The sequence below is a fragment of the Paenibacillus sp. FSL H8-0079 genome, assembly GCF_037991315.1.
GTDB lineage: Bacteria > Bacillota > Bacilli > Paenibacillales > Paenibacillaceae > Paenibacillus.
Window position 1 is genome coordinate 610,090 of sequence record NZ_CP150300.1, and the last position, 18,528, is coordinate 628,617.

The window sequence follows — 18,528 nt, forward strand, 5'->3', positions numbered from 1 at the left end:
GTGTGATCGAAGAGGGAAAAATTTGTTCACGGCAAAAGAATCTTTTGATTAATCAAGTTGGAAGAGTTGAGAGAATTAACATGATATTGCAATCTGGTGTGCACATATACACATTCAATATGAGACTTTCTACATATTCAAAATATTCCATAAAATTCCGATTTATATGAGTGCGCTATAAACAATATCTTTTTAGGGAGGAAGAAGATTTTTCTAGCGATTGTCTGCCCAATACATAGTGTAATCAAGGAGTGGAAGAATGTTGTATCAGACTGAGCAAGAACACTGTCCGGAATGCGGACATCAGATGGAGATAAATCCAGCGTATATGACCTGGTGCGTGAATTGTAACTGGAACATTTACGGAGAAGGGGATCAAGGGAGAGAATCTGCATCTGAAAAATTGAACAAAGAATCGGGGGAGTATTCCTCTGATAGATTGCTTGAAGCATTCAAGTATAGTATAGATCGAAGTCTCCCCTTCACCAAACAGAGTGTATTTACCTATTCGATTGCGCTTCTCGTTCATTTTTCAACATTAGCCATCTTGGGCGTGGCAATCTATTTCTTTTCAACCAATTCAACATGGCTAGGTATATTAGGTATTGCGCTGCTTTTCCTCTGGATCACAATTATATTGCCATATCGGAAGCGACTTCCGGGCAGGGTGATCTCTAGAGACGAATATCCAGAATTGTGTGGAATGATTGATGAGATTGGTGAGCGCTTGAATGTTCCACCTGTGGATATGGTCATCATTAGCGAAGAATATACCACATACAACCTGCATCTCAAAAGAAAAAAGAGAGTACTTGTCATAGGTATTCCCTTTTTTGCAGCCCTAACGTTACAGGAGAAGATAGCCGCGATCAGTCACCAAATGAGTCAATTTGCACATCCGAACATTTCCAACAGCTCACTGGTCGAGCGAGCCAGGCATGTACTGAATTCTTGGATTGATACCGTTGATCCACAAGACAGCGGTCTGTTATATTGGGTGGTATTTCCACTCATAATACTACGCTTATTGTTATTTGCTATTATAGCCGGTGTCTATTCATTGTTAATCAAAAGCATGCGGAATGAGATGCAGCGAGTATTCTACATCGCAGATCATGAAGCATCAGAGACAGCTGGCAGTGAGGCAGTGTTATCTCTATTTTTGAAGTCCGAGATGGAAGGCCTTTTTGCACATACGGCTGAACAGGTGGCAGAATATCAATATAACAAGGAGCTGTATGAGGAGTTTAGAAAACGGATTTTTGCCGTTCCAACTCAAGAGCTCCTTCGTATTCAGCGGGTACAGGAAATGAATGATACTCAAAGCCGTAGCTACCATCCTCCAATGAAGAATCGCATCGGATTGATAAAGGAGCATTGGGCAATGATTCCTGGTTATCGACCTGATGGAGCGAAAGAACGGAGAATTAACGAGGAGTTTCGTCTATTGGAGCAAAGCTCCCAGAAAATTCTGCTGAGTGATCTGAGGGGGAATTAATCAGCACACTTTTAATGGATATCATTGCAAATGAAAACAAGGGCAGTAGCAGCCGAACTATGGCTTGTTCTGCCCTTGTTTTTTGTGGTTCAGCCTACTTTAACGAAAGAAATCCTTATCCTCCCTTGATCTGCCTGCGAGGGTTAGTGATCTTGCCAATTTTATCGGTGTCGTTTTCTTTGGGCACCAAACGTTCATCGGTACGTCCTTCGTGGTGATTATCAAATGCATATTCCGTCAGTTTCCATTCCGACTTGCCGAGAACGGGATCAGCCGGGAAGTGTTGCCCCCGATGCAGATGTTCCTCACGTCCGGCTTCGTTGATGTAGACTCCGTCTACTTCCACCTTTTCATGTGAAAGGGGCAGCATATCCTGTTCTTTGCGTTCCATGAAACGGCGCCTCCTTTGGATACCAGTAATTTAACTATATGGGTTGTCCGTGATAATATCCCCCGAATAGTTCAGTGTTATGCTGGATATATTAATTCCGTATAGAATGGTGGCAATCATAACATATGATTCGGAATTAAACTTTTTGGGCATGAAAACCGTTATATTTATTAGAGGAAATCGTCAAGTCGTAAGATACTTCCGAATATGATACAATAAGATTATGATTCATTCCGAATCATATCGGGTATTTATAGTGTCAGGTACTTGCTTTCTAGCGAGGTTCCCGACCTAAAGCTTGCTTTAAGCCGCGCACACAACTTCATGGATGGCATTTAAGACTTATTCGGCATTCTCTAAACGGAGCATTCACTTTCAACGTTTTGGGAGGGAATTACAATGGCAACGAAAGGTCACAATGAGGTCAAAGAAAGTTTGAGGGAAATGACTCGGATTTTCCGTCCTAAGGATCCAAAAAAATTCGTGAAGGAGTACGTGAGAAAATACCGGATTACGGGTGGATATGAGGAAGAATTGACTTCTGTGGTTGAGCATGAGCTTGTCAAGATGGATTCTTCCGTGTCCTGAAACAACACACAACTCTGATTATACTGTTCCGATAATGAATAGAACCGTCTCTCGGGCGTTAAGCTCCGGCAGGCGGTTTTTTTTGCGTTCCTGCTGCATATATATGGGAGTACACCTACAGCGGGAAGGATGAATGCATGTGGACCCTATACTGAAAACCAAAGAAGAGATTGGCTACATGCGGGAAGCAGGACGTATTTTGCGAAGCTGTCACCAACATATTGAGCAGTGGATGGTCCCCGGTATCACGACAGCAGAGATCAACGAGCGGGTGGAAGAATTTCTCGCAGAACATGGGGCCACACCGGAGCAGAAAGGGTACAAAGGATATCCTTACGCGACTTGTGCCTCCGTCAATGAAGTGGTCTGCCACGGATTTCCGGGTGATGAGGTGCTGGCGAGCGGAGATGTGGTGACCATCGATATGGTGGTAAACAAAGACGGCTGGCTTGCTGACTCGGCCTGGACATATGGAATTGATGAACCAAGCAGATCCGTTCGCAAGCTGATGAGGCGTACAGAGAAGGCGCTTGAGCGGGCCATTGCACAAGCAGTTCCGGGCAACACGCTCGGAGATATTGGAAGCGCCATTGAACGAACAGCCAAACTATATCGATATGGCATTGTGAAGCCCCTCATCGGTCATGGGATTGGTCAGTATATTCATGAACCGCCGAATGTACTGCCTTATGGCAAACGCAGAACGGGTTTGATGCTTACCGAGGGCATGGTTATTACCATTGAACCGATCTTTACGAAAGGCAGTTCAGGAGCCGTTGTATGGGATGAGGATGGGTGGACGGTGAGGACGGTGGATGGCAGCTGGGGAGTTCAGTATGAGCACACGGTTGCCATAACCGGAGACGGCCCATTGATCCTGACCAATGGTACGTGAGGTGAGGTCAGTGAAGATGATAAGTTGATCGGTCTATAATTCAAGTGTTCGGATTCAAAATAATTCAGAATTCTTCAAATGCTCCATGCTGTTTTGGACTTGAATAAAGCAGTATGGAGCGGTATGTATGCTTTCCAGATGAATATGGAATATGTTTACCATTAAATTGGATCTTTCTTTTGCATAATCCCGCATGTTTTCAATGTGAGAAAAATCGCCAATAAATCAAGTTTCATCACCGAAATTTGGCAAAAATTTTCAAATGTAGAGAGTAATATTTTTAACTGAAATCGTTTACAAATCAAGTTACAGAGCGGTTTTTTACATAAAGTGAACATTTTGTGAACATGTGTCCAAAGATTGACAAAATCATACCCTCAACTTATATTTAATAAGTGATTGAAGCATATAGAATGAATTGGAAGAATACGCAGACATGCCCTGAGCAGGAAATGACGGGAGTGCTGGAAGCGTTATTTTTGTAAGCGTTCTGTATGACGAAGAGGATTATGCGTATCGTGCTGAAACGTACCTTTTGTTGCCTTTCTACCGAACGACAACGGTAATCTACGAAAACGTAAAAAAGTGGGGTAGATCAATGATGAAACAGTGGCAGGTTGCAAAGCGAATTCTCCCCTTGCTGGCGGTGTTCTCTTTGCTGCTATCCGCATGCGGGCGGGAAGACTTGTCGGTAATGAAACCTCAGGGTCCTGTGGCGCAAGGCCAATATGATCTGATGAAGCTGTCCATCGCGATTATGATTGTGGTGCTCATCATTGTATTCGCCATAGCGGCCTATGTCCTGATCCGGTTTCGCAGACGGGCCGGGCAGACTGAGATGCCCGAACAGGTTGAAGGGAATTTCAAGCTGGAAGTAATATGGACAGCCATTCCGTTATTGTTGGTTATTGTGCTGGCAGTACCGACGGTACAAACGATTTTTGCCCAAGGCGAAGATTTGTCCAATGACAAAAACGCACTTAAGGTCCAAGTCACCTCGCATCAGTACTGGTGGGAATTCACTTATCCTCAATATGACGTAACCACCGCTCAAGATCTCATCATCCCGACCGGAACCAAAATCGCATTCGAATTGAAAACCGCTGACGTGCTTCACTCCTTCTGGGTGCCGTCACTTGCGGGAAAAATGGACACAAACCCGGATGGAACGCTTAATAAGTTCAGTTTTTCCGCACCAAATGAAGGCGTTTACCGCGGTAAATGTGCCGAGTTATGCGGCAGATCGCATGCTTTCATGGAATTCAAGGTAAAAGCAGTGAGTCAGGAATCCTTTGACAGATGGGTGAATCAAATGAAAGCACCCGCAGTCCTTCCTGAAGATGCTCAATTGGCCGAAAAATTCAAAACAAACTGCCTTTCTTGCCACGCTGTTGGCGATCAAGGTGGACCTGTTGCACCTGACCTGACGGGAATCGGCGGCAAAGAATCTGTCGCAGGCATTCTGTTGAATTATCGTGAGGGACAAGAAGAAGGTAATCCGGTACTGGATAACATGAAAGAATGGCTCCATGATCCACAATCCGTGAAGCCGGGTAATACCATGCCGAATCCCAAAGATCTTGGGTTGACGGATGAAGAAATCGACGGAATTGCCGAATATCTGGCCAACTACAAATTGGACTATGAATAGAACAGCAAGGACGAAGAAGGGGGTACACAACCTTGGCTCATGCGCATAGCGTCAAGAGGTACAGGGGCTTGATGGATTGGATCACCACCGTCGATCACAAAAAAATCGCCATTCTCTATTTGGTTGCGGGTGGATTTTTCTTTGGAATCGGCGGCATTGAAGCCATTTTGATTCGGATTCAACTGATGAAACCGATGAATGATTTTGTATCAGCACAGGTCTTCAACGAATTGATTACCATGCACGGAACAACGATGATTTTCCTTGGTGTCATGCCACTTATATTTGCCATTATGAATGCTGTTGTGCCTTTACAGATCGGGGCACGGGACGTTGCTTTTCCATTTCTTAACGCACTCGGTTTCTGGACGTTCCTGTTTGGGGGGTTGTTGCTGAACTTGAGCTGGGTTATGGGCGGAGCACCTGATGCGGGCTGGACTTCATATACGCCGCTTTCGGGCAGTGAATATAGTGGAACGCATGGCGTGGATTTCTACACCATCGGTCTCCAGATCGCGGGTCTGGGAACACTCATCGGGGGCATTAACTTTCTCGCAACGATTATTACCATGCGTGCTCCAGGCATGTCTTACATGCGGATGCCGATGTTTACATGGACGACATTTATTACATCTGCCATTATCCTTTTTGCTTTTCCTGCCATCACGGTAGGGCTTGTACTTTTAACGTTTGATCGTATTCTGGGAGCGAATTTCTTCGATGTCGCAGGTGGCGGTAACCCGGTACTCTGGCAGCACATCTTCTGGATCTTCGGGCACCCGGAAGTATACATTCTGATCTTGCCGGCATTTGGTATCATCTCGGAGGTTATTCCGACCTTCTCGCGTAAACGGTTGTTCGGATACAGCTCCATGGTATTTGCTACCATCCTGATTGCCTTTCTGGGCTTCATGGTATGGGCGCATCACATGTTTACAACAGGTCTTGGTAATGTAGCCAACGCGCTTTTCTCCATCTCCACGATGTTGATTGCCGTACCTACAGGGATCAAAATCTTTAACTGGCTCTTTACGATGTGGGGTGGACAGATCCGCTTTACGGCGGCAAATCTGTTTGCGGTTGGATTCGTCCCAACCTTCGTTATGGGCGGTGTTACAGGCGTCATGCTGGCATCTGCTCCGGCGGATTTCCAGTTCCATGATACGTACTTTGTTGTCGCCCACTTTCACTACGTTATTGTAGGGGGACTGGTGCTCGGATTGTTCTCGGGACTGCATTACTGGTGGCCTAAGATGTTCGGACGTATTCTGAGCGAAACATTAGGCAAATGGACATTCTGGACATTTATGATCGGTTTCCAATTAACGTTCTTTGTACAGCATTTCCTCGGTCTGATGGGGATGCAGCGCCGGATCGTTACATACTTGCCGAATCAGGACTTTGACCTGCTCAATCTGGTCAGCTCTGTCGGTGCGTTTCTGATGGGTGTTGGGGTGATCATGTTCCTTGTGAACATTGTGATCACAACAAGAAAGCCGGCTGGTGCGCCGAACGATCCGTGGGAAGACGGCCGTACACTGGAATGGTCCATTCCTTCACCGCCACCGGAATATAACTTCAAGCAGACGCCACTGGTACGCGGAATCGATGCGTATTGGAAGGAAAAGATGGCAGGACATACAGAGATGACACCGGCAGAACCCGTAGGTTCGATTCATATGCCTTCAGCAACGCCGTTGCCGTTTGTAATGTCCGTAGGTATCTTTATCGCAGGACTTGGCTTGATGTTCAGCAAGGATGACTTTGGAAATGCATTTATGAACGCAATTTTCAACAATTATATTATAGTTATTATTGGTCTCGTAATCACATTCGGCGCAATGGCCCTTCGTTCACTCTATGATGATCATGGCTGGCATATTGAACCGGAGGATCAGGATGAGAAGGGGGCGAGAACATGACAACCTCACATGCCGAACCGGTGAACGACAAGTTGCCGCATGAACCGGAGAAAGCAACGCTGGAAGGACGTAACAAGCTTATCGCCTTCTGGTTGTTCCTTGGCGGCGAGACGGTACTGTTCGGTACACTCTTTGCTACCTTCCTGGCTCTTCGTGGTCAAACCAATGATGGACCTACGGCGAATGAATTGTTCCACCTGCCGCTCGTGGCCGCTGCAACGTTCATACTCCTGGTTAGTAGTTTGACGAGTGTATTTGCGATTCAGGCTATGCATAAGGGTAAGCGTGATGCACTGGCATTGTGGCTGGGTATCACGGTAGTACTGGGTATGGGATTTCTTGCACTGGAAATATACGAGTTCTATGAGTATGTGAAACATAAAGAGTTCGGCATGACCACGAGTGCATTCAGTTCAGCATTCTATACACTGGTCGGGTTCCACGGAGCCCACGTTGCTTTTGGTATTGTGTGGATCGGAATCATTATCGGGCAGCTGTTCAAAAAAGGATTGACGGTCGTAACTGCACCTAAAGTATACGTCTCCGCAATGTACTGGCACTTTATTGACGTGGTCTGGGTGTTCATCTTTACGGTCGTGTACCTGCTCGGAAAGGTGGGGTAACACATGTCGGCACAGGATAAGACAGATGAACAGCCTGTGAAACACCGTCACCGGACGGAAGGGCCACAGAAACACGTCGTGGTGTTTATTTTCTCCATTATTCTCACGCTGATTGCGTTTGCGGCTGCTACTGCTGGAGGGGTCAACACAACCTTTACGATTATTATTTTGCTCGTCATGGCGATTCTTCAGGTATTCGTTCAATTGGGTTACTGGATGCACATGAAGGATAAAGGGCATTTGATGCCAATCCTGTTCATGGCCTTTGGATTTTTCGTAGCCTTTACGTGCATCATTATGGCACTGTATTGGGTCTGGTGGTAAAAGAGATGGCGGCGGCGCATTGCCGCCGTCTTTTCCCCTTTGTAGCGAGTGGATCTTCTCAAAGGAATACTGGCAACAATTAAATTAGGTCACGGGGAGGTTTCCCGTATGCTCGGGTTGCAATACTTTAGTTTTAACGACTTATGGAGTCCGCTTGTATTGGCTTTATTTCTGATCATTGCTGCAGCTTATTTGGTGCTTGTCGGACCATTAAGCGAGCAAATAAAGGATGCAGAGCCAGCGACTGCTGTGCAGAAAATCATGTTTATTACAGGGCTGTTTGTCCTGTATCTGGCTCAGGCAGGGCCCTTTAATCTGCTCGGTCACGTGATGTTTAGCTTCCACATGGTAAGCATGGCGTTCTCCTATCTGGTAGCCCCGCCGCTGATGATGAAAGGATTACCGATCTGGGTATGGCGCAGAATCGTACGCTGGTTGCCTACACGCCAGCTATCGTTCCTGGCTCATCCAATCGTTGCGGCAGTGCTCTTTAATGGACTGTTCTCGCTGTATCATCTGCCGATTGTGCATGACTACGTGATGTTGAATTTTACCGTTCACCGGTTGTATTATATCGCACTGTTCATCACTTCCATGCTCATGTGGTGGACATTACTGAATCCGTTACCAGAAGGTAGACAAGCATCGGGGTTATCCAAGATCGGTTTTATTTTCTTGAATATGGTGCTGCTTACGCCTGCGTGTGGATTAATTATCTTTGCATCTGAGCCTTTGTATCAGACGTACAGCAACCCGGCGGTGTGGGCTGAAGCTATGCGGTATTGTGTGTCTGGAGATTCTACGACGTTACTTCGCTCATTCGGTGGGCCGTCTTTCTTCAACTTTTTGTCTTCCGCGAAGGAAGATCAGCAAGTCGGAGGGATTGTAATGAAGTTTATTCAAGAGGGGATCTTTGCCTCCATGCTGGCCTATGTATTTTTCCAGTGGTATCGGAAAGAGAAACAGGAAGATGACGATGATTCGTATCCTGCAGGTGGCTCTGGAGGGCCGCTCAATCCGGCTGCCAAATAATGAAGTCAATGTTCTAACAAGAGGGGGGACACACGATGGATATGTATTTTTTGCTACCCACGATCAGTACTTCTTTCATTGTGATTAGTGCAGTACTGGTGGGAATCGGGTGGGCACTGATTATTCGGGGCAAACGTGAGGCACACCAGTCTGCTATGGTCGCAGGAGCGATTGCGGCTTTAATCTTTTTTGTGATCTATATGTCGCGCACGGTGTTCGTGGGCAATACAGCTTGGGGCGGGGACCCGGATCTGGAGATCTTTTACCGGATATTTCTGATTTTTCACATTATCTTGGCTACCGTGGCTGCGGTATTCGGCATCTCCACACTGGTGTTGGGATTCAAAAAGAAGTTCGGAACGCATCGCCGCTGGGGCAAGTTCACGTCCATGATCTGGTTCGGCTCAGCACTGACAGGTGTTGTCGTGTATGTCCTGTTGTATCTCTTATATCCTGGTGGTCATACACGTCCGGTATGGGAAGCTATCCTCGGCGTATAAAAGTAGAGACATACCCTCAGGTTACTTGGGCGTGCGTCACTACTTTCTTCTGAAAATATGAAAATGGACGAATCTAGCAGATCATTCGTCCACGCTTTCCCTCTCATTCGTTCATAGAATGAGTTCGAGAGGGGGAAACAAAATGAAAAAAACAGTCAACGTCAGTCAAACGTATCCACGTCTTACCGTGTATTCAGAAGAGAACTACAGAGGGAGAAGCCGCATTTATCGTGGCAACACGGGTCTTCGTAACCTGGACAATATTTTGGACGGGGTAGAGAGCCTGCGCTTCTTCTCAACAAGTTCCAATGCAACACTGGTTGTGTTTACGCGGCCTAACTTTCAGGGTGGATTCCGTGTCTTCCGAGGCAACACCAACTTGAGAGATTTGGATGATCTGATCCGTGGCAATGACGTGGAATCCCTGATCTCTACGAATCAGCGGTTAACTCTGGCTGAGATTCGTGCGATCCGTAGCAACCGCAGTCTGCCTAGTGGCTATAACCTCATTTAATCGCAAGGCCTCTTCTTTTAACAGGTGCTAGAGAACGGCAAAGGGCTGTATCCGAATTGTGTTTACACAATAATGGGTACAGCCCTTCTTTTGTATTTGCGGAATGAAGTCTAATCCCCGCCACCTCCACTGTCTCCGCCACCGCTATCTCCACCGCTGTCATTGCTGCTACCACTATCGCTGTTGTGATGAGAATGTGTGCCTGATGAAGAATCCGAATCATGATGTTTGTGATCCGGTGTGTGTTTGGCATGTCGATCATAGGAGTCATCTTCTGTAATGACCGAATATCCCGGAGCAGAGTCGGCATAACCGTTGTTGCGGCGGATGCGGTATCTGCCTTTTTTGGCAGAATGACGATGAGATTCATCCCGGAGGATCAACCAGATGACGACGATAAGAAAAAGGAGGACAAACCCGATCTCGATTAGCCAATCCATAGCTGATGACTTCCTTTCTCTAATTCGGTACTGTGTTCTATTTTAACGTAAATTCGAACTGTGTCCCATCCCATTTTCCTGATTCAGGAAATTAGGGGTTGACGGAATGGGAATTGGGTCTATATACTGTGTATATTGATATATACAGTAAACACAGTGAGTACAGTAAGCAAGATGAGTGAGTGAAAGGCAGGCAGGCATATGAACGAATGGAAGCAGGCGTGGTGGTTGACCCGTAGTCAGATGCATAAGGATAAGCTCCAATGGCTATGGTCTGCATTATTCATGATATACACTGGCAGCATGAGCGGTGTGATGTTACTAGGACAACAACAGACAGATTTCATTAATCCTGTAGTGGATTCCTTCTTTTTAATCATGGTGCCATTTCAAGGGTTCATGTTCTGCAGGCGCTCCTTCCGTTATATACAGGAGGATTCCTATACGCAGATGCTGGCCTACTATCGGAGAATTCCTATCCCTGAACAAGCGGTGATGTGGTCCAGGTTACAGCAGTCTCTGATGGCGTTTGCTTACAATGGTATCTTTTTCTACGGATCGCTATATGTGGTTAACCTTCATGCAGAAGGATTCAGGTGGGATCAATATCTGGCCTTTAGCCTTACCTGTACAGGTTATGGACTTATGGTAACGGGATTGTATATTTACGGAGAGTTTCTGAACAGTGGCAAGAAATACTTGGTTCTCAGTACGCTTTTTATACCCATCGCCATTGGCATATCCTTGCTGATTCGAATGTCAGGCAGTTACGGATTGCGGATTGTAATGGATGAAAGTAAATCATGGGGGCTGCTTTCCCCGGTCATGTGGATTGCTCTGGTGGCTGGCGTAGCGGGGTTATGGCTACTTAGTCGCTTGACGCTGAAGAAGCTGGTTCTTCGGGATTTGAATTAAAATGAGAGTTGAGTTTAAGTACGAATACAGGATGGAACCGGCACGGTCAGGTAACAGACTGGAGTGTACCGGAGGGCGAGGTGCAAGATGTGAAAATACCCATTCAAATTAATGAAAATAGCGCTGAACCTTTATACCACCAAATTGAAAATCAGTTAAGATCGTTAATTATTACGGGTCAGTTAGGGGAGGGAACACATTTGCCGTCCATTCGTGAGTTCGCCGGAGCGCTGAATTGCAGTGTTATTACGGTTAGACGGGTCTATCAGGATCTGGAGAATGAAGGTCTGCTTCGTACGAAGCAGGGGACAGGTACATTTGTGGCCCAGGTAGAAGCCGTCGACAGAGAAAATTATAGATTGAAGGCCGCACAGGAAGCGATGCAGGCAGCGGTGCAGTCCGGGAAATCGGTAGGCTGTACGGAAGAAGAGATGGAGAGCCTGTTCCGGGAAGTCCTGAAGACTATTTACGCGAAGTAAGGGAGTGATGCATACATGGAACCCATAGCAATCCAGTTGAACGGCGTATCCAAAATGCGAAAACGCAGAATTATTGGCCCGATTGATCTTTCCATCCCGGAAGGGTATGTAGTCGCTATTCTCGGTCATAACGGTTCAGGTAAAAGTACACTTCTTAACATGCTGCAGCAAGTAGTGCTGCCAGATGCCGGACAGATTATATGGTTTGGGAAGGAACATGAGGGGCTGCTCCCCATTGAACTGAGACAACAGATCGGTTTTGTGGCAGATAACGCTGGTTCGGAAGAGAACCGGATAACAGCTCAGGAAGCAGCCCATTTCCGGTCCTACTGGTACCCGCGTTGGGATATGAAGTTGTTCGACCAACTGATACACGATATGGAAGTGCCTGCTGATGTGAAGCTGAACAAGATGTCCAAGGGAGAACGGCGAAAGTTTGAGATTGCAGCTGCAATTGCAGCTCGCCCAAGATTATTACTTTTGGATGAGCCTTCATCAGGACTGGACCCCTTTGCCTGGAAAGTGATGGTTGAGCAGTTCCGTACCTTCATGGCGGGGGGAGACACCACGATTCTGATTGCCACACATATTGCGGACGAAGTCAAAAGGCTTGCGGATTACATCGTATTGATGCACCGTGGTCAGTCGCTGGGGATGGCCGAGAAAGATATGGTGCTCGATCAGTGGAAGGAAGTCTGGTATGAAGGAGACTTAAGACCAGAGAGTATCCCTGGTGTTGTGGAATCTGCTTTGGAAGAGGGAGGTCTGGTTCGCGTAATTACAACCCGGGTCAGCGAAGCGCAGGAAAGGCTGGAGCTGTCGAATAACCGAGTATTGAGAATCCGTAACTTGGAATTGGATGAAGTGCTGGCATTCTGGATTGCCGGGTATGCACCCGTACAGTGGAAATAACCGAAGGGAGACGATAAATGATGAACCGATTGGAATTAAAGCAAGTCGTTAAGCAATATGCAGACAAAACAGCCGTTAATGGAGTCACGCTCAATGTAAAAGAAGGGGAGATTTATGGATTACTCGGAGCCAATGGTGCAGGCAAAACAACAACAATGCGCATGGTGCTCGGACTGATTCACCCGGACGGAGGGAATATCCTGTACAACGGCAAGTCCTATAATACGGAGCTGCAACAGATTATGGGTTATCTTCCGGAAGAGCGCGGTTTGTACCCGAAGGTGAAAGTCAGCGAACAAATTAATTATCTGGCACGGCTTCGTGGTATGAATGGCAAGGATGCAGACCAGAGCCTCAAGTACTGGTTGGATCGTTTTGAGGTACCCGAGTATTACGACAAGAAGATTGAGGAGTTATCCAAAGGTAACCAGCAGAAAATGGGCTTTATCGCCGCGGTGGTTCATAGACCCCAGATTCTCATTCTGGATGAAGCGTTCAGCGGACTGGACCCTGTCAATGTAGAGATACTCAAATCCACCGTTAAGGAATTGCGTGATGAAGGAACAGCGATACTGTTCTCCACACACCGGATGGAACACGTTGAGGAGTTGTGTCGTCAGATCACCATTTTGCATAGTTCCAATACCGTAGTGCAAGGAGAGATCAAAGAGATCAAGAGCCGTTATCCGCGTGAGCAAGTGTATCTGAGTACGCTTGGAAATGTGGATGGATTGGAGCTATTGCCTGGTGTGAAGAAAGTCGAGCGGAACGAGCGTGGATACCTGATACATATTGGACAGGTGGAAGCCGCTCAGGAGATTCTCAGAACAGCGATGGCACAGACGACAGTGGAGCACTTTGAGATCAAGGAACCAACGCTTAACCAAATCTTTATTCGTGAGGTAGGTGAGTCGAATGAATAAAATGGGAACGATTACGGGATTTACTTTTAAGAACAAGGTTAAAACGAAATCATTCATGGTGACGACCATTGTACTTGCACTTTTAATTTCTATAGGACTCAATGTTCCATATTTCATTACCTTATTCAACGGGGGTCCCATTGGCGGAGCTTCAAGCAGTAATCCTGTAAATATTGGTCTTTTAAGTACGGGGCAGCCTGAAGTTTCCGAGAAACTGGAGAGTTTCTCTGCGGCTCAAGGAGATCAGGCCTATCGATTCATCACCAGTGGTGACAAAGATGAGGCAGCTCTTGCGGCGGATGCGGAAGCAGGGCTTACGGATGGTTATCTGAAGTTTGAAACTGTCGCTGGACAGGAGTTCCCGCAGCCTATTCTGTATTCAGCAGAAGACGTATCACCTCAGATCATTGCATCTATTGAAGCTGCATTGCAGAGTGTGAAGCTGGATGTGGTTGTGAAGGATGTACTCACAGCGGAGCAGAAGGAACTGATTACAACACCTGTGAAGCTCACCGAGCAAAGCTTGAGTACAGATGAAAGCGGAGCAGATACTGAGTCTGAAGGCGCAATGAGCCCGATAAACTATATTGTGGTGTACTTGTTGATCATCCTACTGTTTACCTCGACTATGATGACAGGCAACATGATTGCCTCCGAGATCACAGCTGAGAAGAGCTCACGTATTATGGAGATTCTGATTACGAGTGTATCACCGCTCAGTCAGATGTTTGGTAAAATCATCGGTATTTTCATGGTGGGGATGCTGCAAATTGGGATCTTCGGAGCAGTGGTTGCCGGAAATATCTTGCTGCCGCATAACCGTGCAGTATTAGGTGACTTCAATATGAATGTAAGTGATGTGAATATTGCGGTTATTGTGTACGGACTCATCTTCTACATTCTGGGTTACTTCCTGTATGCCGTGTTGTTTGCTGCCATTGGTTCAATGGTAAGTCGTACTGAAGAACTCGGTCAGGCTGTTCTGCCAATCACGATGCTGTCGCTCGTTTCCTTCTATATTGCGATCTTCAGTATTGCTACGCCGAACATTCTGTTGTTGAAAATCGCAAGCTTCATTCCGTTCACGTCGCCGACCGCGATTCTGGTACGAATTGGCGCAGGAGTTGCACCAACTTGGGAGATTCTAACGTCCTTAGCGATTCTCATCGTATCCATTATCATCTTCGGATGGCTTGCAGCGAAAATTTATCGCACAGGTGTGTTGATGTACGGTAAACGTCCAACCTTTAAAGAGTTATTTAAGGCCATGAAGGCTTATAAGATCTAAGATAGATTGTGGTATGTGTTGTTTTGCAAATATCTAGCAGTGATCCTATATGAGGGTTTCGTTTCTATTGTTTCTTGTCTAATGAGAGTAATGAAGGGAGAAAGTGCTGCTCCTTTTTGGAGTGGCACCAATTCTTACCTTTATCCGTAGTATCTAAGGATGTCCATTCTATCAAAGTTGGCTTGGAAAATATATTCAATAAAGGAGAATACATAATATGAAGAATTGGAAACGCATGCTCTTATCTCTTACAATCTCGGTAGGTTTGCTCGCATCTGCAGTACCAGCTATGGCTGCTCCACAAGAAACATCCGTCAAGGTTAATGATCAAGCTGTGAAATATGCTACAGGAGCGCCAATCCTGGAGAAAGGTACAACATTGGTTCCACTGCGGACTACGCTTGATGCTATGGACGTGAAGCTAACAACTGCGACAGATGATACGATTACTGCTGTGGTAGATGGCAAAACGATTACACTCAAAAGCAAGCTTACGCGCATCAACGGTGTAACGTACGCACCAATCCGCATCGTCGGTGATGCAGCGGGTTATGAAGTTCGCTGGGATGCTGCAACGCGTACGGTGCTGCTGGTAACCAAAGGTGGAGCAACTGAAACTGCTCAAACCGGTGGACGCGGCTTCATGTGGGAAGTTGAAAGCAATGGCAACACGGTCTATCTGGTAGGCTCAATGCATATTGCGGATGAGAGCTTCTACCCGTTGCGTCCGGAATTTGAAGAAGCTTTTGCCGAAGCTGATTATCTCGGCGTAGAGATTGATATTAGCAAAGCCGCTGATGAAGAACAGCAAAAGCTCGTTCTGAGTTTGGGTTCGTATCAGGATGGAACAACACTGAAAGACCACATTTCCAGTGAAACGTATACTAAGCTGGGCGATGTTTTGAAGAAAAATGGTCTGGAGCCTAATGCTTTGGATGCATTCAAGCCTTGGGTGGTAGAGAGTACACTTGCAAGTTTGAAGTCGGCAACGGCAGGATACGAAGCGTCAGCAGGAGTGGATCTGTATTTTATCCAGAAAGCGATCGAGCGCAAAATCCCCGTTATTGAGCTCGAGACATATCAATCTCAACTTGGCATGTTTAACGACTTTTCCAAAGAGTTACAAGAAGAAACGCTAAAAGCGACAATTGAAAACTACGATGTGCTGGATAGCAGTGTGAATGAAATGGCTGAGATGTGGAAAACGGGTAATGACGAGCAACTGCTTGAACTGACAAACAGCTTCTCCACTAACGAGGAATATAACAAAGCAATGCTGGTTGATCGTAATATCGGTATGGCAGATAAAATCGATGGCTACCTGAAAAACGGCAAAGGCGAGGAATATTTCATTGTTGTTGGCGCGGCACATTACTTGGGCGATCAAGGCATCGTGAAACTGCTTGAGGATAAAGGATATAAAGTAGAACGTAAATAAATATAGATTACTTTAGAAGGTAACCCTTTTGTCTCGATTATGAGAGTTGAGAGGGTTATCTTCTATATATAGAAGATAGACGGATTTAGTAGAGATGATTAAGCTAAAAGATACTACAATTAAAATTAAGATATCATCCTAGATTCAAGGTCTTTGATGAAGTTAAAATGTGGATATAATATTTTTAATAATTAACTCTTTACAAGTGCTTGTTCTGCGTGGTATATTATTTATCCGGCCAAGAAAACACGGTTTACACGGTGCGGCAAGCGAATGAAATAAGCTTCGAAAGAAACTTGAAAAAAGAGCTTGCAAAGTTGGTTCGGACATGATAATATATAAGAGTTGCTGAAGAGAACAACGTTCGGCAGCGAAACAAGTTTGATCTTTGAAAACTGAACAACGAGTGAGTAAACATTCTGCTTGCAGAATGAACGCAAAAGTTTGATTCAAGCCTCGGCTTGAATCGGCTGGAGCACAAATGAGATTTTTAATCTCGTCAGATTCAAAATGAGCTTATCGCTCTTTTCAATACTTTATTGGAGAGTTTGATCCTGGCTCAGGACGAACGCTGGCGGCATGCCTAATACATGCAAGTCGAGCGGAGTTGAAGAGAAGCTTGCTTCTCGGATGGTTAGCGGCGGACGGGTGAGTAACACGTAGGCAACCTGCCCTCAAGTTTGGGACAACTACCGGAAACGGTAGCTAATACCGAATAGTTGTTTTCTTCGCCTGAAGAGAACTGGAAAGACGGAGCAATCTGTCACTTGGGGATGGGCCTGCGGCGCATTAGCTAGTTGGTGAGGTAACGGCTCACCAAGGCGACGATGCGTAGCCGACCTGAGAGGGTGATCGGCCACACTGGGACTGAGACACGGCCCAGACTCCTACGGGAGGCAGCAGTAGGGAATCTTCCGCAATGGGCGAAAGCCTGACGGAGCAATGCCGCGTGAGTGATGAAGGTTTTCGGATCGTAAAGCTCTGTTGCCAGGGAAGAACGCTTGGGAGAGTAACTGCTCTCAAGGTGACGGTACCTGAGAAGAAAGCCCCGGCTAACTACGTGCCAGCAGCCGCGGTAATACGTAGGGGGCAAGCGTTGTCCGGAATTATTGGGCGTAAAGCGCGCGCAGGCGGTCATTTAAGTCTGGTGTTTAATCCCGGGGCTCAACCCCGGATCGCACTGGAAACTGGGTGACTTGAGTGCAGAAGAGGAGAGTGGAATTCCACGTGTAGCGGTGAAATGCGTAGATATGTGGAGGAACACCAGTGGCGAAGGCGACTCTCTGGGCTGTAACTGACGCTGAGGCGCGAAAGCGTGGGGAGCAAACAGGATTAGATACCCTGGTAGTCCACGCCGTAAACGATGAGTGCTAGGTGTTAGGGGTTTCGATACCCTTGGTGCCGAAGTTAACACATTAAGCACTCCGCCTGGGGAGTACGGTCGCAAGACTGAAACTCAAAGGAATTGACGGGGACCCGCACAAGCAGTGGAGTATGTGGTTTAATTCGAAGCAACGCGAAGAACCTTACCAGGTCTTGACATCAGCATGACCGGGCTAGAGATAGTCCTTTCCTTCGGGACATGCTAGACAGGTGGTGCATGGTTGTCGTCAGCTCGTGTCGTGAGATGTTGGGTTAAGTCCCGCAACGAGCGCAACCCTTATATTTAGTTGCCAGCACTTCGGGTGGGCACTCTAGATAGACTGCCGGTGACAAACCGGAGGAAGGTGGGGATGACGTCAAATCATCATGCCCCTTATGACCTGGGCTACACACGTACTACAATGGCCGGTACAACGGGCTGCGAAATCGCGAGATGGAGCCAATCCCAACAAAGCCGGTCTCAGTTCGGATTGCAGGCTGCAACTCGCCTGCATGAAGTCGGAATTGCTAGTAATCGCGGATCAGCATGCCGCGGTGAATACGTTCCCGGGTCTTGTACACACCGCCCGTCACACCACGAGAGTTTATAACACCCGAAGTCGGTGGGGTAACCGCAAGGAGCCAGCCGCCGAAGGTGGGATAGATGATTGGGGTGAAGTCGTAACAAGGTAGCCGTATCGGAAGGTGCGGCTGGATCACCTCCTTTCTATGGAGAATCGTTTCCTGCAACGGAAACATTCAAAACCGCAGCTTAGCTGCAAAACACTCACTCGTTGCTCAGTTTTGAGAGCTCAAACTCTCAAACAGCTTGC

Annotated in this window: 18 protein-coding genes and 1 rRNA gene; 17 read left to right on the forward strand and 2 right to left on the reverse strand. The window is 46.7% G+C overall.

Annotated elements, in window-relative coordinates:
- Positions 1–259 precede the first annotated feature (259 nt).
- Positions 260–1,498 (forward strand): hypothetical protein, encoded by a 1,239-nt coding sequence (locus MHI06_RS02850; RefSeq protein ID WP_340400344.1) that lies wholly within the window; start codon positions 260–262, stop codon positions 1,496–1,498.
- A gap of 115 nt (positions 1,499–1,613) precedes the next feature.
- Here MHI06_RS02850 and MHI06_RS02855 read toward each other — a convergent pair whose 3' ends face one another.
- The gene (locus MHI06_RS02855) at positions 1,614–1,889 is read right to left on the reverse strand and encodes a transposase (protein ID WP_169480740.1); all 276 of its coding nucleotides are present in this window, start codon (positions 1,887–1,889) and stop codon (positions 1,614–1,616) included.
- A gap of 399 nt (positions 1,890–2,288) precedes the next feature.
- Between MHI06_RS02855 and MHI06_RS02860 the strand changes: the two genes are divergently transcribed.
- The 9 genes from MHI06_RS02860 to MHI06_RS02900 all read left to right on the forward strand — a co-directional run bounded on the left by MHI06_RS02860 (position 2,289) and on the right by MHI06_RS02900 (position 9,938).
- Positions 2,289–2,477: a hypothetical protein gene (locus MHI06_RS02860; protein WP_017690840.1), complete on the forward strand. Its 189-nt coding sequence runs from the start codon at positions 2,289–2,291 to the stop codon at positions 2,475–2,477.
- 133 nt (positions 2,478–2,610) lie between these two features.
- Positions 2,611–3,372 carry a type I methionyl aminopeptidase gene (map, locus tag MHI06_RS02865; RefSeq protein ID WP_340400345.1) on the forward strand — a complete coding sequence of 254 codons (762 nt, stop codon included), beginning with the start codon at positions 2,611–2,613 and terminating at the stop codon, positions 3,370–3,372.
- Between the two features lie 598 nt (positions 3,373–3,970).
- A complete protein-coding gene (gene coxB, locus MHI06_RS02870) occupies positions 3,971–5,023 on the forward strand; it encodes a cytochrome c oxidase subunit II (protein WP_062837334.1) in 1,053 nt (350 codons plus the stop codon).
- A 32-nt stretch (positions 5,024–5,055) separates the two neighbouring features.
- The gene (gene ctaD, locus MHI06_RS02875; protein WP_340400346.1) at positions 5,056–6,945 is read left to right on the forward strand and encodes a cytochrome c oxidase subunit I; all 1,890 of its coding nucleotides are present in this window, start codon (positions 5,056–5,058) and stop codon (positions 6,943–6,945) included.
- On the forward strand, positions 6,942–7,568 hold the full coding sequence (locus tag MHI06_RS02880; RefSeq protein ID WP_047840264.1) for a cytochrome c oxidase subunit 3: 627 nt from the start codon (positions 6,942–6,944) through the stop codon (positions 7,566–7,568). The genes ctaD and MHI06_RS02880 overlap by 4 nt, the downstream gene beginning before the upstream one ends.
- Before the next feature lie 3 nt (positions 7,569–7,571).
- Positions 7,572–7,892 carry a cytochrome C oxidase subunit IV family protein gene (locus MHI06_RS02885; RefSeq protein ID WP_340400347.1) on the forward strand — a complete coding sequence of 107 codons (321 nt, stop codon included), beginning with the start codon at positions 7,572–7,574 and terminating at the stop codon, positions 7,890–7,892.
- Between the two features lie 108 nt (positions 7,893–8,000).
- The gene (ctaG, locus tag MHI06_RS02890) at positions 8,001–8,924 is read left to right on the forward strand and encodes a cytochrome c oxidase assembly factor CtaG (protein WP_340400348.1); all 924 of its coding nucleotides are present in this window, start codon (positions 8,001–8,003) and stop codon (positions 8,922–8,924) included.
- 35 nt (positions 8,925–8,959) lie between these two features.
- Complete coding sequence (locus MHI06_RS02895; RefSeq protein ID WP_169480736.1) at positions 8,960–9,424, forward strand: DUF420 domain-containing protein; 465 nt, start codon at positions 8,960–8,962, stop codon at positions 9,422–9,424.
- A gap of 142 nt (positions 9,425–9,566) precedes the next feature.
- Positions 9,567–9,938 carry a hypothetical protein gene (locus tag MHI06_RS02900; protein ID WP_169480735.1) on the forward strand — a complete coding sequence of 124 codons (372 nt, stop codon included), beginning with the start codon at positions 9,567–9,569 and terminating at the stop codon, positions 9,936–9,938.
- Positions 9,939–10,048: 110 nt separating this feature from the next.
- On the opposite strand, the gene MHI06_RS02905 is transcribed toward MHI06_RS02900, so the two are convergent.
- Complete coding sequence (locus MHI06_RS02905; RefSeq protein ID WP_340400351.1) at positions 10,049–10,378, reverse strand: hypothetical protein; 330 nt, start codon at positions 10,376–10,378, stop codon at positions 10,049–10,051.
- Positions 10,379–10,579: 201 nt separating this feature from the next.
- On the opposite strand from MHI06_RS02905, the gene MHI06_RS02910 reads away from it, so the two are divergent.
- The 7 genes from MHI06_RS02910 (at position 10,580) to MHI06_RS02940 (ending at position 18,422) form a co-directional block, all read left to right on the forward strand.
- Positions 10,580–11,293 carry a hypothetical protein gene (locus MHI06_RS02910; protein ID WP_340400352.1) on the forward strand — a complete coding sequence of 238 codons (714 nt, stop codon included), beginning with the start codon at positions 10,580–10,582 and terminating at the stop codon, positions 11,291–11,293.
- An 89-nt stretch (positions 11,294–11,382) separates the two neighbouring features.
- Entirely contained in the window at positions 11,383–11,772 is a 390-nt protein-coding gene (locus tag MHI06_RS02915; RefSeq protein ID WP_340402040.1) for a GntR family transcriptional regulator, read from the forward strand.
- A 15-nt stretch (positions 11,773–11,787) separates the two neighbouring features.
- On the forward strand, positions 11,788–12,684 hold the full coding sequence (locus tag MHI06_RS02920) for an ABC transporter ATP-binding protein (RefSeq protein ID WP_340400353.1): 897 nt from the start codon (positions 11,788–11,790) through the stop codon (positions 12,682–12,684).
- A gap of 20 nt (positions 12,685–12,704) precedes the next feature.
- Positions 12,705–13,607 carry an ATP-binding cassette domain-containing protein gene (locus tag MHI06_RS02925; RefSeq protein ID WP_340402042.1) on the forward strand — a complete coding sequence of 301 codons (903 nt, stop codon included), beginning with the start codon at positions 12,705–12,707 and terminating at the stop codon, positions 13,605–13,607.
- Positions 13,600–14,895, forward strand: a complete 1,296-nt coding sequence (locus MHI06_RS02930; protein WP_340400354.1) for an ABC transporter permease — start codon at positions 13,600–13,602, stop codon at positions 14,893–14,895. The genes MHI06_RS02925 and MHI06_RS02930 overlap by 8 nt, the downstream gene beginning before the upstream one ends.
- 217 nt (positions 14,896–15,112) lie before the next feature.
- Entirely contained in the window at positions 15,113–16,333 is a 1,221-nt protein-coding gene (locus MHI06_RS02935) for a TraB/GumN family protein (RefSeq protein ID WP_340400355.1), read from the forward strand.
- A gap of 536 nt (positions 16,334–16,869) precedes the next feature.
- Positions 16,870–18,422, forward strand: a 16S ribosomal RNA gene (locus tag MHI06_RS02940).
- Positions 18,423–18,528: the final 106 nt, after the last annotated feature.

Coding starts and splice junctions, on each gene's coding strand:
- MHI06_RS02850 (WP_340400344.1), top strand. CDS start 260: ATGTTGTATCAGACTGAGCAAGAACACTGTCCGGAATGCGGACATCAG.
- MHI06_RS02855 (WP_169480740.1), bottom strand. CDS start 1,889: ATGGAACGCAAAGAACAGGATATGCTGCCCCTTTCACATGAAAAGGTG.
- MHI06_RS02860 (WP_017690840.1), top strand. CDS start 2,289: ATGGCAACGAAAGGTCACAATGAGGTCAAAGAAAGTTTGAGGGAAATG.
- map (WP_340400345.1), top strand. CDS start 2,611: ATGCATGTGGACCCTATACTGAAAACCAAAGAAGAGATTGGCTACATG.
- coxB (WP_062837334.1), top strand. CDS start 3,971: ATGATGAAACAGTGGCAGGTTGCAAAGCGAATTCTCCCCTTGCTGGCG.
- MHI06_RS02880 (WP_047840264.1), top strand. CDS start 6,942: ATGACAACCTCACATGCCGAACCGGTGAACGACAAGTTGCCGCATGAA.
- MHI06_RS02885 (WP_340400347.1), top strand. CDS start 7,572: ATGTCGGCACAGGATAAGACAGATGAACAGCCTGTGAAACACCGTCAC.
- ctaG (WP_340400348.1), top strand. CDS start 8,001: ATGCTCGGGTTGCAATACTTTAGTTTTAACGACTTATGGAGTCCGCTT.
- MHI06_RS02895 (WP_169480736.1), top strand. CDS start 8,960: ATGGATATGTATTTTTTGCTACCCACGATCAGTACTTCTTTCATTGTG.
- MHI06_RS02900 (WP_169480735.1), top strand. CDS start 9,567: ATGAAAAAAACAGTCAACGTCAGTCAAACGTATCCACGTCTTACCGTG.
- MHI06_RS02905 (WP_340400351.1), bottom strand. CDS start 10,378: ATGGATTGGCTAATCGAGATCGGGTTTGTCCTCCTTTTTCTTATCGTC.
- MHI06_RS02910 (WP_340400352.1), top strand. CDS start 10,580: ATGAACGAATGGAAGCAGGCGTGGTGGTTGACCCGTAGTCAGATGCAT.
- MHI06_RS02920 (WP_340400353.1), top strand. CDS start 11,788: ATGGAACCCATAGCAATCCAGTTGAACGGCGTATCCAAAATGCGAAAA.
- MHI06_RS02925 (WP_340402042.1), top strand. CDS start 12,705: ATGAACCGATTGGAATTAAAGCAAGTCGTTAAGCAATATGCAGACAAA.
- MHI06_RS02930 (WP_340400354.1), top strand. CDS start 13,600: ATGAATAAAATGGGAACGATTACGGGATTTACTTTTAAGAACAAGGTT.
- MHI06_RS02935 (WP_340400355.1), top strand. CDS start 15,113: ATGAAGAATTGGAAACGCATGCTCTTATCTCTTACAATCTCGGTAGGT.